Genomic DNA, 17,190 nt, shown 5'->3' with positions numbered 1-17,190 from the left:
ACGCTCCACACCCAGACAACGACGCTAAAGCAGCGATATCCACGCCTCAACGCCCACCCCGTCTGCACAAATGCGCGAATCAGATAACGGTATGAAAAAACGTTGGTTCTGGATTGTGCGTCGCTTGCCGAGAATAGCCCATCACCCTGCCCGTTTGCGCGCGTAACGCGTGTCATGCCCAGCGTACGTCCCGCACAAGCAAGCCGCAAATGAGCGTACTGCCATCCACACGATTGACCGACCATCCCTTATGTCTATCCGCCTGACTCGCAACGCCCTTCAACACCGTTCCAAAGGCCACTGGCTCGGCGCGCTCGCAGGTGCCGCGCTAGCACTCGCCACCGCCTTCGCTGCAAGCACCGCTCATGCCGACAGCACGCTCGATCGCATTCACGAGCGCCACAAGCTCGTCGTCGGCGTGATCCTGTCGGGGCCGCCGTTTGGCTCCCTCGATCCGGCCACGCAAAAGCCGGTCGGCTTTAACGTCGACCTCGCCGAAAACCTGGCGAAGCATCTCGGCGTCGACATCGAAATGATCCCCGTGCAGCCGTCCAATCGCGTGCAGTTTCTGCAGCAGGGCAAGGTCGACGCGCTGATCGCCAACATGGAAGTGACCGAGGAACGCGCGCAGATTCTCGCGTACCCGCCGACGCCCTTCGAGGAAATCGGCGGCGCCCTGATCACCCGCAAGGACAGCGGCATCAAGACATGGAACGACGTGCGCGGCAAAGCCGTCTGCGTCTCGCAAGGCAGCAACTACGCGAAGCCGCTCGCCGAACAATACGGCGCACAGGTCAAGGCATTCCGCGGCCAGCCCGAATCGCTGCTGGCATTGCGCGGCAATAATTGCGTCGCCGCCGTGCACGTGGCGCCGACGCTGCGCCTGCTGGTCGCGCGCAATCCGGACTGGAAGGACTACACGATCCCGGTATCGAACGATCTGATTCCCTCGCCTTCGGTGATCTGGGTCCGCAAGGGCGAGACGGATACGCAGAATGCGTTCGAGAAAGTGGTCGAGGACTGGCACCGCTCGGGCTGGCTGATCGACACGGAACGCAAGAACGGCATGCAGCCTTCGCAAGCGGTACTCGACCTGCACGCCAAATTCAAGGCGCAACCGGCATGAGCCAGGGGCTGCCCGAAACGGCGGTGGCCGCGCTCAACAAGCTTGGGCTCGATTACAGCTTCGTGCTCGCCGCCGACGAACGCGCGTCGTTCATCCACGGCATGCTCGTGACCATCGAGCTCTCGGTGGTCACCGCTTTTTTCAGCCTGATTGCCGGCGTGCTGCTGGCCGCCATGCTGACTTCGCCGCGCATGGCACTGGCGCGGCCGGCCCGCGTCTTTGTCGAGATCACCCGCAACACGCCCACGCTGGTGCAACTCTTTTGCGCGTTCCTCGTGCTCAACATGTTGCTTAGCGAGGCGCTGCGCGGACTGGGCGGCAACCCATTGACACCGTTCATCTGGAGCGTGATTGTGATCGCGCTGCACAAGGGCGCGTTTCACGCGGAAGCGTTGCGCGCCGGTATCGAAGCGGTGCCGCGCGCCACGCTCGAAGCCGCGCAATCGCTCGGCTACAGCCGCCAGCAGCGCCTGTGGGGCGTGCAATTGCCGCTCGCGGTGCGCTTTGCGTTGCCGGCGCTCGTCAACAACATGGTCGATCTGGTGAAGATGACCACCATCGCCTCGGCCATCGCGGTGGGCGACGTCACGTATGCATCGATCATGATCTGGACCCAGCGCGACAACGTGCTGGAACTGATGATCCTGATCCTGCTGTTCTTCGGCGCGCTGACCTTCGTGGTCAACCGCGCGGGCCGCTGGCTCGAGAACCGTTTGAGGATGCCCGGCTATGGCCACTGAGCCGCTCTCCTTCACCGCTGCCCAAGCGCGCCGCCGCCAACCGGGCACGGTGATCGCCGTCATCGCGGTGGGCGTCGTGCTGGCGCTGCTCGAACGCGAGATAGCCAGCCACGCGCACAACGTCACGCTCGCCGCGCTGATCACCTGGGCGCCTGCGCTCGGCAAGGCCTTGTGGGTCAACATCGAAATCAGCCTGCTGGCGATTGCGATCGGCACGCTGGCGGGACTCGCGCTCGGGCCGCTGTTGCTCTCGCCGTTGCGGCTCGTGCGCGTGACGACACGTACCTACGTGCAGGTGTTTCGCAACGCGCCGCTGCTCGTGCTGATCTACTTTTCGACGTACGTATTTCCCTTCGAAATTCCGATCGGTCATCACGTGCTGCCCTTTCCCGACTGGTTCAAGGTGACGCTCGGCCTCGCCTTGCCTGCCAGCGCCAACGTCGCCGAGATTTTTCGCGGCGCGATCCAGTCGATTCCGCATGCGCAGTGGGATGCCGCACGTTCGCTCGCGTTCAGCCGCGCCCAGGTGTTTCGCTGGATCATCCTGCCGCAGTGCGTGAAGCGCATGCTGCCGCCGTGGATGAACCTCTACGCGAGCATCACGATGGGCACCGCGCTGGCGTCGCTGGTCGGCGTGCACGATCTGCTCGATACCGCGCAGGTGGCGAGCAACACCGTGGCGCGCGCCGACTTCACGGTCCTCGTCTACTTCACCGTGCTGGGCCTCTTCTTCGTCTACTGCTACCCGATTGCGCGCTTCACGCGACACCTCGAAAAACGCTATGCCTTCAGTTGAACCGCTCCTAGCATCCCACTCCCCCGTGCGTCCGCTCGTGAGCCTGCGCGACGTGCATCTGTCGTTCGGCGCGAACGCCGTGCTCAACGGGATCGACCTCGACGTCTTTCGCGGCCAGGCTGTTTCGATCATCGGCCCGTCGGGGTCCGGCAAGTCGACTATCCTGCGCTGCATCACGGGCCTGCTCAAACCGCAGAGCGGCACCATCGAAGTGGACGGCACCCGGGTCGATCAGCTCACGTCGGAACGCGACGAGATCGAACTGCGCAAGCGCGTCGGTTTCGTGTTTCAGCAATACAACCTGTTTCCGCATCTGAGCGTGCTGGACAATCTGGTGGTGGCGCCCGTGCGCATTCTGGGCCGCGACAAGGAAAGCGCGACACGTACGGCCTATGAACTGCTCAAGAAGGTGCGGCTCGCCGACAAGGCGCACGCGTATCCCGGCGAACTGTCCGGTGGTCAGCAACAACGGGTGGCGATTGCACGGGCGTTAGCCATGCAGCCGGATCTGATCCTGTTCGACGAAGTGACCTCGGCGCTCGATCCGGAAACAGTCGGCGAAGTGCTAACCGTGATCCGCGATCTCGTCAGGGACGGCATGACCTGCGTGCTGGTGACACACGAGATGCGCTTTGCGGAAGAAGTCAGCGACGCGGTGTATTTCACCGAGGCGGGTGTGATCGTGGAGCACGGTCCCGCCGCGCGTCTCTTCCGTGAACCGGCGAGTCCGCGTACGCGGGCATTCCTCACGCGTTCGCTTGCGGCGGCTAACGACGAACGCAACGATGCGCGACACGATGCGGCACGTGTGACGATCCCGCTCGATCTAAGCAAGTTTGCTATCTGAAGGTGAAGGTGAAGAGGTGATGCCGCGCAGAGGGGACGCGGCGCGCATTGCCGGCGCGCGCCGATGTGCCTCAGACCTCACGCTTTACACCTCACACTTCACGCTTTGCGCGCCGTAGCGCGCATTGGCATCAGCGCGCTCTACCGCTCCACGTAACGGCTCGCCGGCCGCGGCAGCCCCAGGTGGTCGCGCAGCGTCGTGCCCGAATATTCCGTGCGGAACAAACCGCGCCGCTGCAACTCCGGCACCACCAGTTCGACGAAGTCATCCAGACCGCCCGGGAAGTACGGCGGCATGATGTTGAACCCGTCCGCGCCCTCACCCACGAACCATTCCTCCAGCGCATCCGCGACCTGGGTCGGCGTGCCCCACACGATCCGATGCCCGCGCGCGCCCGCCACGAGGTGATACAGCTCGCGCAAGGTCAGGTTCTCGCGGCGCGCCAGATCGGTAAGCAGCTTCGCACGGCTTTTCAGTTGCTCCGATTCGGGCAGTTCCGGCAAGGGGCCGTCGAGCGGAAACTTCGATACGTCATGGCCCAAACGATCGGACAGCAGCGTCAAGGCACCCGACGTATCGGTCCACTGCTGCAATTGCGCGTACTTGTCCTTCGCTTCCTGCTCGGTGCGGCCGATCACCGGGAACACGCCCGGCATCACATGCAGTTGCTCGCCGTCACGGCCGAACTTCGCCAGCCGGCCTTTGAGGTCGCGATAGAAGATGCGCGCTTCGTCGAGCGTCTGCTGCGCGGTGAACACCACTTCCGCCGTGCGTGCGGCCAGATCCTGCCCCGGCCCTGACGAACCCGCCTGAATCACCACGGGATGCCCCTGCGGCGGCCGCGACGCGTTCAACGGGCCCTTCACCGAAAAGAAGCGCCCCTCGTGCCCGAGCGTATGCACCTTGGCGGGATCGAAGTAGACGCCGCTTGCCTTGTCGCGCACGAGTGCATCGTCGTCCCAGCTATCCCACAGGCCTTTGACGACATCGACGAACTCCCCCGCCATCTCGTAGCGCAACGCGTGATCCGGATGATTGCCGCGCGTGAAGTTCGCGGCGGTGCGGTCGTAAGAGGTGGTGACGACATTCCATGCGGCACGTCCCTGGCTCAGATGATCGAGCGATGCGAACGCGCGGGCCACGTGATACGGCTCGCTATAGGTCGTCGATGCCGTGGCGGCGAGGCCGATGTGGCGCGTGCCCATCGCGAGCGCCGACAGCAGGCACAGCGGCTCGAGACGCATCGCCATCGACGGATGCGCGTCCGGGCCGCTGGTGAGGCCATCGGCGAGGAACACCATGTCGAACTTCGCGCGCTCGGCGGTCTGGGTGATCCGCTGCATCAGCGCGAGGTTCTCGCTGCCGGCCTGAGCATCGGGATGACGCCAGCCGGCGACGTGATGCCCCGCGCCCTGGATGAACAGCCCGAGGCGCATTTGCCGCGGCGTTTTTTGGCTTGCAGCCGTTTGAACAGTACTCATGCTTTGATCTTTGCGAAGGCTTGGAAAATTAAGGCGAGATCGTCGGCGCTCTCCATCGTGCTGACGACGGCGGGCAAGGTCGCGAAGGCGGCGTCATGCTCGACCGCGTCGGCGAACTTGGCCTGCAGATCGTCGGCGCTATGAAGGCGGTCGGTTTTATGGCTCAGCACAGTGCCGTTTTTCAACGTGATGGCGACGGTGGAGAAGCGCGTCGCCGGATCGGTCGAGGCACGCGGCGCGGTTTCGTCGTGGTCGCGCGACACGCGTGTAGCCAGCGCCGCCAGGTCCGCCCGCACCGGCACGTCGGCGAAGGTGGCGACACCTGCCGCGCCGTCCGTCAAAGCGGCGGCCAGCGCATATTCGACGCTGAAGCGGCCTTCGAGTCCGGTCGCCGGTGCGCGACTCGCGAGCGGCGTATCGCCGCCCGGCGGAAACGTTACGGTTACCTGATCGATATCGTGCGGCGTCAGCCGATGCGCCTGACGCAAGGTCAGCGCCGCATGCACGGCGTAGTGGGTGGCCGTGCAGCACGGCCACGGCTTGAAGTACAGGCCGGGTGTCACGATTTGCCAGGGCGCGCCCCAGCCTTCGAGCACGCGCTCCGGTTGTGCCGCGCCCGCGCCGAATACGGCGAAAAAGCCGGTCGGGCCATCGAGAGCCGCAGGCGAACCCTGTAGGCCGCCTGCCGCGAGTTGCGCGGCCAGCAGTCCGGCGCGCGCAGCCTGCCCGGCGTGAAGCGGCTTGGCTTCGCTGCCGAACTGCAGGCGTAGCCCCGACGATTGCGTTGCTGCGAGGCCCAGTGCGTTTTCGATTGCAGCCGCATCCAGTTTCAGCAGGAATGACGCAGCGGCCGCGGCCCCCAGCGTGCCGAGCGTCGCGGTGTTGTGAAAGCCCTGCTCGTAGTGACGGCTACCCAGTGCAAGACCCAGACGCGCCATGGTCTCGACGCCCACGACATACGCGGCCAGCAATTCGCTCGCGCTACTGCGCTGCGTCTGGGCGAGTGCGAACAGCGCCGGCAACACCACCGTGCTCGGATGACCGCGCACGCTGCTGTGGACATCGTCGTAGTCGAGCGCGTGGCCCGCGTAGCCGTTGAGCAATGCGGCGTCGAGCGCGTTCACGCTACCGGGGTAGCCGATCGCCGCGGCCTCGCCACGGCTGCCCGCGCCGATCACGGCAAGCAGCTTGCGATAACCGGCGTCATCGGCGCCCGCGAAAGATGCGGAAAGGAAATCGAGCACCCCGTCGCGTGCAGCGGCGAGCGCGGCGGCATCGTCGAGCGGCTTCGCGCCGGCGATGGCAAATGCGAGGCGGCGCGTCACGCCGCTCGCGGGTTCGGGAATGGCGGATACGGGCAGGCTGGACATGTCGGGTGATGAAATTCCTGCAGTGCGCGCGAGTTATCCAACGTGGTTTCGGTGGGCGGAAACGTGGCGGGATACGCGCGGCCAGAGATGAACGGTATGCGGGCGCACGGCTTCAGACGCGGCATCCACACGGCTACCTGCCGCATGCTAGCGAAGCGCCGCGCCGCTCACAAACAAGATTTCCCGCTTTCGATATCGCGTTTGCAGCGATGCTGGAACAGAGGCGTCTGCCGCGCCGTGGACCTGCTGCATGCGCGAGCGTCGTGCCGACACGCGGATGCTTTGCGTCGCCTCACAAGGGTTCGCGACGCTCCCGCCATGTGGTGCTACAACATCGAATACGTTGCTAACGCATCCATAAGCAGCGCTACGCAAATGCTTATCACGATTCGTCGCTTCTGCCATATATGCCCGACCACTACCATTTCCGTCGATCCGGCGTACGCCGCCGCAGCTTTCACAGGAGAACAGCATGGTCGCTCATCACGGCGGGCCGCAACAGATCGTCATCGTCGGCGGTGGGCTATCGGGAACCACGCTTGCCATCAAGCTGCTGCGCGAGGCGAAGCAGGCGCTGGCGATCCGCCTCGTCGACCCCGCCGCGCAAGCGGGCCGCGGCCTCGCGTATTCGACCGAGGAGCCCGGCCACCTGCTCAACGGTCCCGCGCTGATGTTTACGCTCTACCCCGAGCAGCCGGACCATTTTGTCGACTGGCTCGCGGCGCAGCCCGAGTTTGCCGGCCAGCCGCGCGACGCCGTCGCGCAGGCCTTCGCCCCGCGCTGGCGCTACGGCGACTACGTCAACGAGGAATTGCGGCGCGCCCAGCTGGCGGCCGCGCGGGGAGTGACGTTCGAACATGTCCGGGCGCGTGTCGAAGACCTCGATGTGGCCGGACGCGGCATCACGCTCGCGCTCGACGCCGGCCGCGTGCTGCTCGCCGATCAGGTGGTGCTCGCACTCGGCGTGTTCCAGTCGCGGCCGCGCTTCGACGCCGACGGCAGTCTCGCGCAGGCGGGCCGGTATGTGGCTAACACATGGGATCGCACGCGGCTTGCGGCGCTCGTCGATGCACAAGAGGTGGTGCTGGTGGGCGCGAGCCTGACCATGATCGATACCGTGGTGTCGCTCGAAAAGCTCGGCTATCGCGGCACCTATCGGGTGTTGGCGCGGCATGGCCTGACACCGGTCGAACGGAGCGACGCCGCGCCGGCGACCGAGCCGTTCGGTAGAGAGGGGCCGCCGGGCACGTTGCGACGCGTGGTGCGTGAACTGCGCGCCAAGGCACGGGCCATCGTCGCGCACGGCGGCGACTGGCAATCGCTGCCGGGCGCGCTCAGGCCATATATGGCCGACTGGTGGCGCAGTGCCGCGTTGACGGACCGGCGCCGCTTCTTCCGTCACGTGCGGCCGCATTGGGACGTGTTCCTGCATCGCGCGCCGCCGGTCAGCGCAGCGCTGGTCGCCGCGCTGCGCGCCAGCGGACGCTTGAGCATCGAGGCAGCCAGCGTCAACGGCCTGGCCGAAGCGCCGGGCGGCCGCGTGAGCGTGAGCTACCGCCCGCGCGGCGGCGACGACGTACGCACGCTCGTCACCGGGGGCGTGGTCAACTGCACCGGGCCGGACTATCGCTGGCATGCCGCCAGTGAGCAGCCTCTGGTGCGCAATCTGTTCGCACGCGGACTCGTGCAAACGGGACCGGTGGGTTTAGGGATCGCGGTCGATCCGTCGCTGGCTGCGGTGGCCGCGAACGGCAGCGTTTTGCCGCAGTTGTCAGTGCTGGGCGCCGCCTTGCGCGGCACGATCATCGAACCCGGCACGATCTCCGAAATCGCCAGCCAGACGAGTGCGTTGAGTACGCGCCTGCTCGAGAAATTACGCGCTTCGCAAGATGCAGCCGCGGCCTCGCTCCCCACGGAGAATCGCAACCACGACGCGGTTCCCTCAGAAGCCCTCGCCGCAACGTCGACCCAATGAAAAAAACCCTCGCGCAGTGGACGTAAAAGTCCATGCGCGAGGGCCCTGCTCCTGCTAGCCGTTTTCCGCAGCGATGCCGGTAAGCCCCGACTAAACCTGGCTCACCTTAACGCCGCGTCGACAAACGCCGCACCACCGACACCAGCGCATCGACTTCATCGCAGGTGTTGTAGAACGCGAGCGACGGCCGCACGGTTGCCTCGACGCCGAAACGCCTCAGGATAGGCTGCGCGCAGTGATGCCCTGAGCGTACCGCAATGCCCTCTTCGTTCAGCGCCTGCCCGACCTCTTCCGTCTCGTAGCCCTTCAGCACGAACGACAACACACTCGCCTTGTCCTTCGCCGTGCCGATCAGCCGCACGCCCGGCACCGGTTGCAGCACGCTCGTCGCATAGGCCAGCAGATCGTGCTCATAGCGCGCAATGTTCTCGATGCCAATGCGCGTCACGTAGTCGAGCGCCGCACCCAGTCCCACCGCATCCGCGATGTTGCCCGTACCCGCTTCGAAACGGTTCGGCGGCGGCTGGAACACGGTGCGCTCGAAGGTCACGTCGGCAATCATGTTGCCGCCGCCCTGCCAGGGCGGCATGTCCTCGAGAATCGCGCGCTTGCCGTACACCACGCCGATCCCCGTCGGCCCGAACACCTTGTGGCCCGAGAACACGAAGAAGTCCGCATCGATCGCCTGCACGTCGACCCGCATGTGCGACACCGACTGCGCGCCGTCGACCAGCGCCTTCGCGCCGGCACGATGCGCCATCTCGACGATCTCCTTGACCGGCACCACCGTGCCGAGCGCATTCGAAACCTGGGTGACCGAAACGATCCTGGTGCGGTCGTTGAGCAACTTGCGATACTCGTCGAGCAGCACCTGGCCGGAATCGTCGACGGGGATCACGCGCAGTTTCGCACCGGTTTGCGCGGCAAGCTGCTGCCACGGCACGATGTTCGCGTGATGCTCGAGGTTCGAGACGATGATTTCGTCGCCTTCGCCGACGTTCTGCACACCCCAGGACTTCGCAATCAGATTGATCGCCTCGGTGGTGCCGCGCACGAAGACGATTTCATCCGGCGAGGCTGCGCCGATAAAACGCTGCACCTTGCTGCGCGCCGCCTCATACGCATCCGTCGCACGCCCCGCCAGTGCATGGGCCGCACGGTGGATGTTCGAGTTCTCGTGCGCGTAGAAGTACGCCAGGCGGTCGATCACGGACTGCGGCTTGTGCGTCGTCGCCGCGTTGTCGAACCATACCAGTTGACGGCCGTTCACCCGCTCCGAGAGGATCGGGAAATCGCGCCGGATAGCGTTGACATCGAACGGCGGGTGCGCCGATGCCGCGGCATTCGGCACAGCGTGCGCGGCTCGCGACGGCCCAGCGGATGCCTGCGCCTCGTCGACGAAATAGCGTGAACCACCGCTACGATCCGTCGTGGCTGCGTCTCGCGACGGCGCATCGTACGGAAAGCGCTGTACCGACAACAACGAGCGCAACTCCGCTTCGCCTGGCAGCCCGAACGATTGCGCGGTGACGGTGTCGCTCGACGGCACGACGATATCCCGGCTACCCGACGGGCCGTTGCCCGGCGTCCCGGCCTGCTCGTTAAGAAAGTAATACGGCGACGCAGCAGCAGGCGCCCCCGAAGCACCACCCGCCGACGGACGTTGCGCGCCCAGTCCCTCCGGCACGCCCAACGCAGCGCCACCGAAACGCGGCTCAAGGGCCGGAGCGATCGTCACCGCACTATCCGGCAAGCCGTTCTGCGCGGCGGCATGCGGCACGAGCGCCGGCGCACGATTACCGAGCGACAGCACATGCGTCGGCGCCGACGGCAGCAGATTTGCGCCCGCCACCTTCCCCTGCGGCAACGCGGCGCCCGGCACGCCTGTGCCGAAGCCACCGGGCCCCGCGAGCGGCGAACCCGGCGGAGCCGGATTGCTGACCGACGACAACCCAGGCGCGGCCACCGGCAAGGCCGAAGCGAACGAGGCCGACGACGCCGCATCCGTCAGGCTACCGCCAGGCGCCGCCGAAGACACCCCACCACCCGGCAAGGCGGCGAAGAATTCCGTCGCGAGCCGCGCAAGCGTCGCCGGATCGGGCAAGCCGGCCGGCAGCGTCTGCGGGACATCGTGCGGCACGCCTCCTGCCAGCGGATTACTTGTAGGTGTCTGGATAGTCATGGTACTTACCGATCTCCACGTCATCGAGAACCGCCAGCGCGTCCGGCGAATGCACCGCCAGCGAGCAGTACAGGGAAATCAGATAGGAGGCGATCGCATGGCTGTTGATGCCCATGAAACGCACCGACAGCCCCGGACCCTGTTCGCCCGCGACACCCGGCTGGAACAGGCCGACTACGCCCTGGCGCTTGTCGCCCACGCGCAGCAGCAGGATCTTGGTCTTGCCGTCGGCCACCGGCACCTTGTCGGACGGCACCAGCGGAATGCCGCGCCACGTCAGGAACTGCGAACCGAACAGGCTGATGGTGGGCGGCGGCACGCCACGACGCGTGCATTCGCGGCCAAACGCGGCAATCGCGGCCGGATGGGTCAGGAAAAACGCCGGCTCTTTCCACACCCGGGTCAGCAACTCATCCAGATCGTCGGGCGTCGGCGCGCCGGTCAGCGGAAACACGCGCTGTTCTTCGGCGACGTTCGCCAGCAGACCGTAATCCGGATTGTTGATCAGTTGGCTCTCCTGCAATTCCTTGATCGTTTCGATCGTCAGGCGCAACTGTTCCTTGATCTGGTCGTGCGGGCTGCTGTACAGATCGGAGATGCGCGTATGCACGTCGAGCACGGTGCTCACGGCATTCAGGAAATATTCGCGCGGCTCTTCTTCGTAGGGCACGAAGGTGCGCGGCAGCACGGTTTCGTCTTCGCGCTGCGTGCAGGCCACCTTCACCGCATCCGGATTCTTGACCTGGTTCAGACGGTAGATACCCGCTTCGACCGGCACCCATTGCAACAGATGCGTCAACCAGCGCGGCGTGATCGTCGCAAGTTGGGGAACGGTCTTGGTGGCATTGGCTAGTTGCCGTGCGGCGTTATCGCTAAGCGCCGTATGGCCGCTCGCTAGGGTCGACATGTGTGGCTCCGGGGTTCTATAGATGAAAAACGGGAAAGCTTATGACGCAGCGTCATTATCAAGACCGAGCCGGACCCTGCTCAACATGCTATAGACGTCAGTTGGACGTCTTCAGCACATTGGACAGGGTGGGCGCAGGCGCAGGCGGTGCGGTCTGCGTCGCAGAAACGACGCTGCCGCTGAACGACGAGCGCAGCAAACTGGAGATCGGCTCGTTGAGCGCACGCGCGAGCTTGTCGACCGTGACGATCGAGGCAATCGCACTGCCGCGTTCGATCTCGCCGACATAGGACCGGTTTAAACCGGCATGCTCGGCGAGCTGTTCCTGCGACCAGGCGCGTGCCTCGCGCAACTCGCGCACCGCGGCGCCGAAGTTTTTCACGAGCGTGCTCATGACGCGGTACTCGCTACGGGGTTAGCGGCATGAAGCGGCTGGGGCGCGTGCGGGGCTTGTGGAAGTTGCGGGGGTTGCGCGACCGGCGTCGCGGCCGGTGGATGCGGCGCCTGCGATGCCGCTGCGGCCTGCCCCTGGGTGGCTTCGTTACGCGAGACGGCCTGCGTCACATGACTGCCCGGCGCCACATCCTGGGTGAGCCACACGTTACCGCCGATCACCGAGCCGCGCCCGAGCGTCACGCGGCCCAGAATGGTTGCGCCCGCATAGATCACCACGTCGTCCTCGACGATCGGATGGCGCGCAAGCCCCTTCTCCAGATGGCCCGCGGCATTGCGCGGAAACCGCTTGGCGCCGAGCGTCACGGCCTGATAGACGCGTACCCGCTGGCCGATCACGGCGGTTTCGCCGATCACCACCCCCGTGCCGTGATCGATAAAGAACCCAGCGCCGATCTGCGCGCCCGGGTGAATGTCGATCCCGGTCGCGGCATGCGCATGTTCGGCGACGATGCGTGCGAGCAGAGGCAATTCGAGCCGGTAGAGCTCATGCGCGAGACGGTGATGAATCATCGCGAGAATGCCGGGATAGCACAGCAGCACTTCGTCGACGCTGCCCGCCGCGGGATCGCCGTGAAAGGCGGCCAGCACGTCGCTGTCGAGCAGGCTGCGAATCTCCGGCAGCCGCGCGGCAAACTGGCGGACCGCGTGACTCGCCTGCGCCTCGATGAACTCGTCGGCGCGCGCATGATGGCGCGCCTTGTAGTTCAACTCGAGACGCGCCTGGCCAAGCAGCGCGTGCAGCGCGGAATCCAGCGCATTCGCCACATAGAAGTTTTCGCTTTCCTGGCGCAGATCGGGCGGCCCAAGGCGCATTGGAAACAGCACGCCCTTGAGCGTATCGACGATCCCGGCTAGCGCCTCGCGCGCCGGCAGGTCGCGCCCGCCGGGTTCGAGGGAGCGCTTTTGCACTTCGCGCCAGCTTTGGCGCACTGTTTGAAGCGATTGAACGATATCGTCAATGTCGAATACAGCCACAGTCAGTGCTCCCCGTCCTGATGATGAAACCAGCTAGTCCTGCTGCCACGGCAAGCCGTGGAAACGCCAGCCGTTCTGGCGGCCGCGCTGTTGCTGCGCGTCCAGTTCGCCTTCGAATCCTTCCAGCACGTTGAAGACCTGCGTGAGACCGGCCTTCGCGGCCGCCTCGGCGGCCAGCGCCGAACGGTTGCCGCTGCGGCACAGCAGCAGCACCACGGCCTCCTTGCCGGTCTTCGCCTCGAGTTCGCGGGCAAAGCGCGGATTGCGGGTCAAGCTCGTGCCGGTCGCCCAGGCCACGTGCAGACTGTCAGGCACATAACCCACGAACTTGCGCTCTTCGGCCGTGCGCACGTCGACCAGCAACGCCTCGCCCGCTGAAAACAACGCCCACGCGTCCTGCGGGGAAATCCCGCCCGCGTAGGGCAAACCCGCCGCTGCCGCGGCTTCGCGCGCCGTTGCCAGCGCCGCGTGTGTGCTTCGTTCTGCCAATGCAACCGTCATGACGTCTCCTTGCTCATCCGTCTTGCCCGTCCGGTTTCCACACCGGACGGAGGGGCTGGCCGGGCACCGCGAACGCTTGAGCGTCGCCGCCTATAGCCATCAAAACGTACTATGCGAGCGCGCCATCGAAAGCAGAACCAATAAAATCTGATTTCTAAAGAAGCACGATGATGGATGCTCAAGCAGCTAAAGGCGTATCCGCACCCTGCCCCTCGATTTCCACGCTGGTGTGCGCGAGGCTGAAACGCTCGTTCGGCGGCGTGCCGTTAAGATGGAAAGCGCCGATCGCGGCTTCGCGCTGAATCGCCGGGTTATGCGAGGCGATCACGCGGGCATTGCGCCAGTGGCGATCGAGCCGCAGCGTCTCGCTGGTGGCCGATGCACCGCCCACTTCGAACAGGAGCGTGGCGGCCTCCAGCGCCTGACCGATCACCACCTGCTGCGCCTGCCACGCTTCGATGTCGAGCGCGAAGTAGTCCTGCGTTTGCGCGCGCCCGGCCAAACGGTCCTGATAGATCCTCTCGAGCGAGCGCGCCACCGCTTCCACGACGCTTTCAGCGGCGTAAGCCAGACTCGCGAGACGGCCTATCACGCGCTGGGTTAACGGGTTGTCGCGCGGGCTCGAACGGCCCGGTACGCCGAAGGTGCGCGTGCGGCCCTGCGCAAACGCCACACCGTCGCGCAATACCGCGCGTGCGACGCCGGCGAGCGTCGCCAGATGCACGGTCTGATAGAACGCGGGTTGCGAAGTATTGCGTTTTGGCTCCGAGCCCTTGTAGCGCAGCAGGAACTGCTCGTCTGGCACCTCGACCTGATCGAAGCGCGTCGTGCCGCTCGCAGTAAGGCGCTGGCCGAAACCGTCCCAGTCGTCCAGACGCGTGACGCCTCGCGCGTCGCCTCGTACCAGCACGCGCACGTCGTCGGTGCCGTCGTGCGCCGCCACGTCGATCCAGTCGGCGTACAGGCTGCCGGTGCTGTAGTACTTCTCGCCATTCAGGCGCCAGCCTTCGGCCGCCCGTTGCAGGGTCACCGAGTTGTGCGTGGCGCCGGTACGCTCCGAGATCGCCGCGCCGACCAGTTCGCCCGCTGCGATCTTCGTGAGCCAGCGTTCGCGCGCGGCTTCGTCGTCGCGTTCGAGACTGCCTTCGATAAAGCCGAAATTCAGCCGCAGGATCTGCGGCAGATTCGAGTCCGCTTCGCCGAGGCGCGTGAGGAGCCGGAAGAACTGCGGCAACGTCGCGCCGCCTCCGCCGTAACGGCGCGGCACACGCAATGCGGTAAAGCCCGCATCCTTTAACCATTGCACCGGCTCGTGCGCCAGTTCGCGCTTCTGCTCGCGCTCGACGCTGCCCGCCGCGATGCGCTCGAACACCGGCGCGAAACGCGCGTCGAGTTCGGCATCCGTAGGTGCCGTGTGCTCCGTGCGCGCCGCGTCGTCGGCTGGGGTGTGCTGGATTGTCATGCGGGTGCTCCACCGGAAACGTAACAGCTCGTCAGCATAGATTTTCTGAACTGCGTCGCACAACAAAGAAAACTAGCTATCGATATGCGGATCGCCTGACCCGTCTTTCTCACGCATCGGCGACATCCTCCACTGCTGCGACACGCAAATACACGTCTAAACGGAATTCGCGTCGCACATTGACGATGTGGCAACACGCCGGCAAAAACACCGCAGGCAATATGCATAGCTCAAATCCTTTCTTGTCCTCACTAGTTTCGTCGACAAGAATGTCTGAGCCTCCCGTTTGCCCGGCAAAACGAAACCGCGCCGACAGCGTCGACCGCGCACCGTTCCGGCGCGCCCTTCTCTTTAGCCCAACTCGAATCGATGCGATATCTTCGTTTGCTCAAGTCAGTCCTGGCGGCCGCCACGTTGTCGATAGCGGCCCTGCATGCGTATGCCGACAAGCCCACTGTCATCCGGATCGGCGTGGCGGAACAGGGCACGGGCGATCCACCGACCTTCGGCGGTTCGCCGGCGGCCACGGTGCAGATCCAGCAACTGCTCGAGAAGGAGTTCGCTGCCGACGGCATCAAGGTCGAGTGGCTGTTCTTCAAAGGTGCGGGACCTGCGGTCAACGAGGCGATCGCCGACAAGTCGCTCGACTTCGCTTTCCAGGGCGATTTGCCCGCCGTGCTGGCACGCGCCAATGGTCTGAAGACACGCATCCTGCTCGAGTCGGGCGTGCGGGTGGGCGTAAAAGTGGCCGTGCCCTCCGACTCCGACATCCACTCGATCAAGGATCTCAAGGACCGCCGCGTTTCGATCTTTCGCGGCACCAATCTGCAACTCGTCGCCGACAACGCGCTCGCCGCCAATCGCCTCGACGAGCGCGACCTGCACGTGATCAACCTCGACACCGCCAGCGCGCTTGCAGCACTCGCCTCCAAAGGCATCGACGCCTCGTTCAGCGACTATCACCTCTACAAGCTGCGCGACCAGGGTCTGGTCAGAATCGTCTACGAATCGCAAAACGACGGACCGCAGTTCACGCGGCAATCGCATCTGCTCGTGGTCGACGATTTCGACCGCGCGCATCCGGACATCGTGCAGCGTGTCGTAACCACCTTCGTCAAAGGCGCGCTGTGGTCCTCCGATGAAGCGAACCGCGACGCCCTGTTCAAGCTGTGGGCGAGGACCGGTGTTCCGTACGCGTCGTGGCAGGCCGAGTTTGCGAATCAGCCGTTGAAATCGCGCAATTCGCCACTCATCGATCCGTTCATCGTCGCCCGCTACAAGACGGTCGCGCAGAATGCGCTCAACCTCAAACTGATCCGCCAGCCCATCGACGTCGACACCTGGTTCGAGCCCAGCTATCTGGACAATGCCCTGCGCACGCTGCAGCTCGATCACTACTGGACGCGCTACGACGCGGCAGGCAAGCCGCTCAGCTAACCACGGAGCGCCATCATGAGCGAAACTGCGATCCCGCTTCACGGCAAAAGCGGTGAATCTGCCGAAGCCGCTGAGCGCGACGGCCACCCTGTCGCCGCACTCGCAGCGCTACGCAGGCGCGAACGTCTGCATGCCGTGGCCTGGCACCTTGCGCCGTGGCTGCTGCCGGCGCTGCTGTTCGGACTATGGAGCATCGGCTGCGAGCGCGGCTGGATCGCACCGCAGATCTTGCCGCCGCCCGAGCGCGTCTACGAGACCTTCGTGGATCTGGCGCGCAGCGGCGACCTCCTGCATAACACGCTGGTCAGCCTGCAACGGGTGCTGGTGGGTTTCGGCATCGGGACAGTACTGGGTTTCGCGATCGGCGCCGCGCTTGGGCTATCGCCCACCCTGGAAGCGTACGTGCTGCCGAGTTTCAACGCGGTCGTCCAGGTCCCTGTGCTGGGCTGGTTGCCGTTTCTGCTCTTGCTGGTGGGCGTCGGCGAGCCGCTCAAGTACATCCTGATCGCGCATGCGGCGCTGGTGCCGGTCACGCTCAGCACGCTACAGGGCTTTCGCCAGACGCCCGCCGCACTCGACGAAGTGGCGCGCGTCTTCGCCTATAACCGCTGGCAACGCATCGCCTATATCGTGCTGCCCGCCGCCGTGCCGACACTTGCCACCGGCGTGCGGCTCGCCTTCACCAAGGCGTGGCTTGCACTGGTGGTGGTGGAGCTGGTGGCGTCGTCGGAAGGACTCGGTTATCTGATCGTCTACGGACGGCAACTGTTCCAGCTCGATCTGGTGATGGCTGCGGTGGTCGTGGTCGGCGCCATCGGTCTGACGATGAACCGGCTGCTCGATGCGCTCGAAGCGCGTCTGCGTCGCGGACAGCCGTCCGCGTTTCGTGAGTGAGTGTGATCCACGCGTGACCCGCGTCCGATCAAGCGGCCGCG

Annotated in this window: 15 protein-coding genes; 7 read left to right on the top strand and 8 right to left on the bottom strand. The window is 65.2% G+C overall.

Going from position 1 to position 17,190, the window contains the following annotated elements:
* Positions 1-250: 250 nt before the first annotated feature.
* Genes P3T42_RS05950 through P3T42_RS05935 form a run of 4 tightly spaced genes read left to right on the top strand, consistent with a single transcriptional unit; the run spans position 251 to position 3,509 of the window.
* On the top strand, positions 251-1,126 hold the full coding sequence (locus tag P3T42_RS05950) for a transporter substrate-binding domain-containing protein (protein WP_074300056.1): 876 nt from the start codon (positions 251-253) through the stop codon (positions 1,124-1,126).
* Positions 1,123-1,866 (top strand): amino acid ABC transporter permease, encoded by a 744-nt coding sequence (locus tag P3T42_RS05945; RefSeq protein ID WP_429305429.1) that lies wholly within the window; start codon positions 1,123-1,125, stop codon positions 1,864-1,866. Before P3T42_RS05950 ends, P3T42_RS05945 begins: the two co-directional genes overlap by 4 nt.
* The gene (locus tag P3T42_RS05940) at positions 1,856-2,662 is read left to right on the top strand and encodes an amino acid ABC transporter permease (RefSeq protein ID WP_429305428.1); all 807 of its coding nucleotides are present in this window, start codon (positions 1,856-1,858) and stop codon (positions 2,660-2,662) included. The genes P3T42_RS05945 and P3T42_RS05940 overlap by 11 nt, the downstream gene beginning before the upstream one ends.
* Entirely contained in the window at positions 2,649-3,509 is an 861-nt protein-coding gene (locus tag P3T42_RS05935; RefSeq protein WP_074300059.1) for an amino acid ABC transporter ATP-binding protein, read from the top strand. Before P3T42_RS05940 ends, P3T42_RS05935 begins: the two co-directional genes overlap by 14 nt.
* Positions 3,510-3,649: 140 nt before the next feature.
* Here P3T42_RS05935 and P3T42_RS05930 read toward each other — a convergent pair whose 3' ends face one another.
* A complete protein-coding gene (locus tag P3T42_RS05930) occupies positions 3,650-4,990 on the bottom strand; it encodes an LLM class flavin-dependent oxidoreductase (RefSeq protein WP_074300060.1) in 1,341 nt (446 codons plus the stop codon).
* Positions 4,987-6,360 (bottom strand): MmgE/PrpD family protein, encoded by a 1,374-nt coding sequence (locus P3T42_RS05925; RefSeq protein WP_429305427.1) that lies wholly within the window; start codon positions 6,358-6,360, stop codon positions 4,987-4,989. Before P3T42_RS05925 ends, P3T42_RS05930 begins: the two co-directional genes overlap by 4 nt.
* Positions 6,361-6,832: 472 nt before the next feature.
* Between P3T42_RS05925 and P3T42_RS05920 the strand changes: the two genes are divergently transcribed.
* Positions 6,833-8,335, top strand: coding sequence for an FAD/NAD(P)-binding protein (locus tag P3T42_RS05920; protein ID WP_429305426.1), 1,503 nt, complete (start codon positions 6,833-6,835; stop codon positions 8,333-8,335).
* Between the two features lie 106 nt (positions 8,336-8,441).
* On the opposite strand, the gene P3T42_RS05915 is transcribed toward P3T42_RS05920, so the two are convergent.
* The 6 genes from P3T42_RS05915 to P3T42_RS05890 form a co-directional block, all read right to left on the bottom strand.
* On the bottom strand, positions 8,442-10,517 hold the full coding sequence (locus P3T42_RS05915; RefSeq protein WP_429305425.1) for a family 2A encapsulin nanocompartment cargo protein cysteine desulfurase: 2,076 nt from the start codon (positions 10,515-10,517) through the stop codon (positions 8,442-8,444).
* Positions 10,492-11,424: a family 2A encapsulin nanocompartment shell protein gene (locus P3T42_RS05910; RefSeq protein WP_074300064.1), complete on the bottom strand. Its 933-nt coding sequence runs from the start codon at positions 11,422-11,424 to the stop codon at positions 10,492-10,494. The genes P3T42_RS05915 and P3T42_RS05910 overlap by 26 nt, the downstream gene beginning before the upstream one ends.
* Positions 11,425-11,521: 97 nt before the next feature.
* Entirely contained in the window at positions 11,522-11,818 is a 297-nt protein-coding gene (locus tag P3T42_RS05905) for a helix-turn-helix domain-containing protein (protein ID WP_074300065.1), read from the bottom strand.
* On the bottom strand, positions 11,815-12,855 hold the full coding sequence (epsC, locus tag P3T42_RS05900; protein ID WP_429305424.1) for a serine O-acetyltransferase EpsC: 1,041 nt from the start codon (positions 12,853-12,855) through the stop codon (positions 11,815-11,817). Before epsC ends, P3T42_RS05905 begins: the two co-directional genes overlap by 4 nt.
* 33 nt (positions 12,856-12,888) lie before the next feature.
* Positions 12,889-13,356 carry a rhodanese-like domain-containing protein gene (locus tag P3T42_RS05895; RefSeq protein ID WP_074300066.1) on the bottom strand — a complete coding sequence of 156 codons (468 nt, stop codon included), beginning with the start codon at positions 13,354-13,356 and terminating at the stop codon, positions 12,889-12,891.
* Positions 13,357-13,534: 178 nt separating this feature from the next.
* Entirely contained in the window at positions 13,535-14,818 is a 1,284-nt protein-coding gene (locus P3T42_RS05890) for an acyl-CoA dehydrogenase family protein (protein ID WP_429305423.1), read from the bottom strand.
* Positions 14,819-15,187: 369 nt separating this feature from the next.
* Between P3T42_RS05890 and P3T42_RS05885 the strand changes: the two genes are divergently transcribed.
* Together P3T42_RS05885 and P3T42_RS05880 are read left to right on the top strand one after the other, a co-directional pair.
* Positions 15,188-16,255: an ABC transporter substrate-binding protein gene (locus P3T42_RS05885; RefSeq protein WP_074300068.1), complete on the top strand. Its 1,068-nt coding sequence runs from the start codon at positions 15,188-15,190 to the stop codon at positions 16,253-16,255.
* A gap of 15 nt (positions 16,256-16,270) precedes the next feature.
* Positions 16,271-17,149: an ABC transporter permease gene (locus P3T42_RS05880; RefSeq protein WP_429305422.1), complete on the top strand. Its 879-nt coding sequence runs from the start codon at positions 16,271-16,273 to the stop codon at positions 17,147-17,149.
* The last annotated feature ends 41 nt before the right edge of the window (positions 17,150-17,190 follow it).

The organism is Paraburkholderia sp. GAS38, assembly GCF_050434965.1.
GTDB classification, from domain to species: Bacteria; Pseudomonadota; Gammaproteobacteria; order Burkholderiales; family Burkholderiaceae; genus Paraburkholderia; species Paraburkholderia phenazinium_A.
The sequence above is the reverse complement of the archived record's forward strand: the minus strand, read 5'-3'. Positions and strand labels throughout refer to the sequence as shown.

What these genes read in the sequence shown, in the direction of transcription:
- P3T42_RS05945 (WP_429305429.1), top strand. Translation starts at nt 1,123, where the DNA reads ATGAGCCAGGGGCTGCCCGAAACGGCGGTGGCCGCGCTCAACAAGCTT.
- P3T42_RS05885 (WP_074300068.1), top strand. Translation starts at nt 15,188, where the DNA reads ATGCGATATCTTCGTTTGCTCAAGTCAGTCCTGGCGGCCGCCACGTTG.
- P3T42_RS05910 (WP_074300064.1), bottom strand. Translation starts at nt 11,424, where the DNA reads ATGTCGACCCTAGCGAGCGGCCATACGGCGCTTAGCGATAACGCCGCA.
- P3T42_RS05880 (WP_429305422.1), top strand. Translation starts at nt 16,271, where the DNA reads ATGAGCGAAACTGCGATCCCGCTTCACGGCAAAAGCGGTGAATCTGCC.
- P3T42_RS05895 (WP_074300066.1), bottom strand. Translation starts at nt 13,356, where the DNA reads ATGACGGTTGCATTGGCAGAACGAAGCACACACGCGGCGCTGGCAACG.
- P3T42_RS05935 (WP_074300059.1), top strand. Translation starts at nt 2,649, where the DNA reads ATGCCTTCAGTTGAACCGCTCCTAGCATCCCACTCCCCCGTGCGTCCG.
- P3T42_RS05930 (WP_074300060.1), bottom strand. Translation starts at nt 4,990, where the DNA reads ATGAGTACTGTTCAAACGGCTGCAAGCCAAAAAACGCCGCGGCAAATG.
- P3T42_RS05925 (WP_429305427.1), bottom strand. Translation starts at nt 6,360, where the DNA reads ATGTCCAGCCTGCCCGTATCCGCCATTCCCGAACCCGCGAGCGGCGTG.
- P3T42_RS05920 (WP_429305426.1), top strand. Translation starts at nt 6,833, where the DNA reads ATGGTCGCTCATCACGGCGGGCCGCAACAGATCGTCATCGTCGGCGGT.
- P3T42_RS05890 (WP_429305423.1), bottom strand. Translation starts at nt 14,818, where the DNA reads ATGACAATCCAGCACACCCCAGCCGACGACGCGGCGCGCACGGAGCAC.
- P3T42_RS05905 (WP_074300065.1), bottom strand. Translation starts at nt 11,818, where the DNA reads ATGAGCACGCTCGTGAAAAACTTCGGCGCCGCGGTGCGCGAGTTGCGC.
- P3T42_RS05915 (WP_429305425.1), bottom strand. Translation starts at nt 10,517, where the DNA reads ATGACTATCCAGACACCTACAAGTAATCCGCTGGCAGGAGGCGTGCCG.
- P3T42_RS05950 (WP_074300056.1), top strand. Translation starts at nt 251, where the DNA reads ATGTCTATCCGCCTGACTCGCAACGCCCTTCAACACCGTTCCAAAGGC.
- P3T42_RS05940 (WP_429305428.1), top strand. Translation starts at nt 1,856, where the DNA reads ATGGCCACTGAGCCGCTCTCCTTCACCGCTGCCCAAGCGCGCCGCCGC.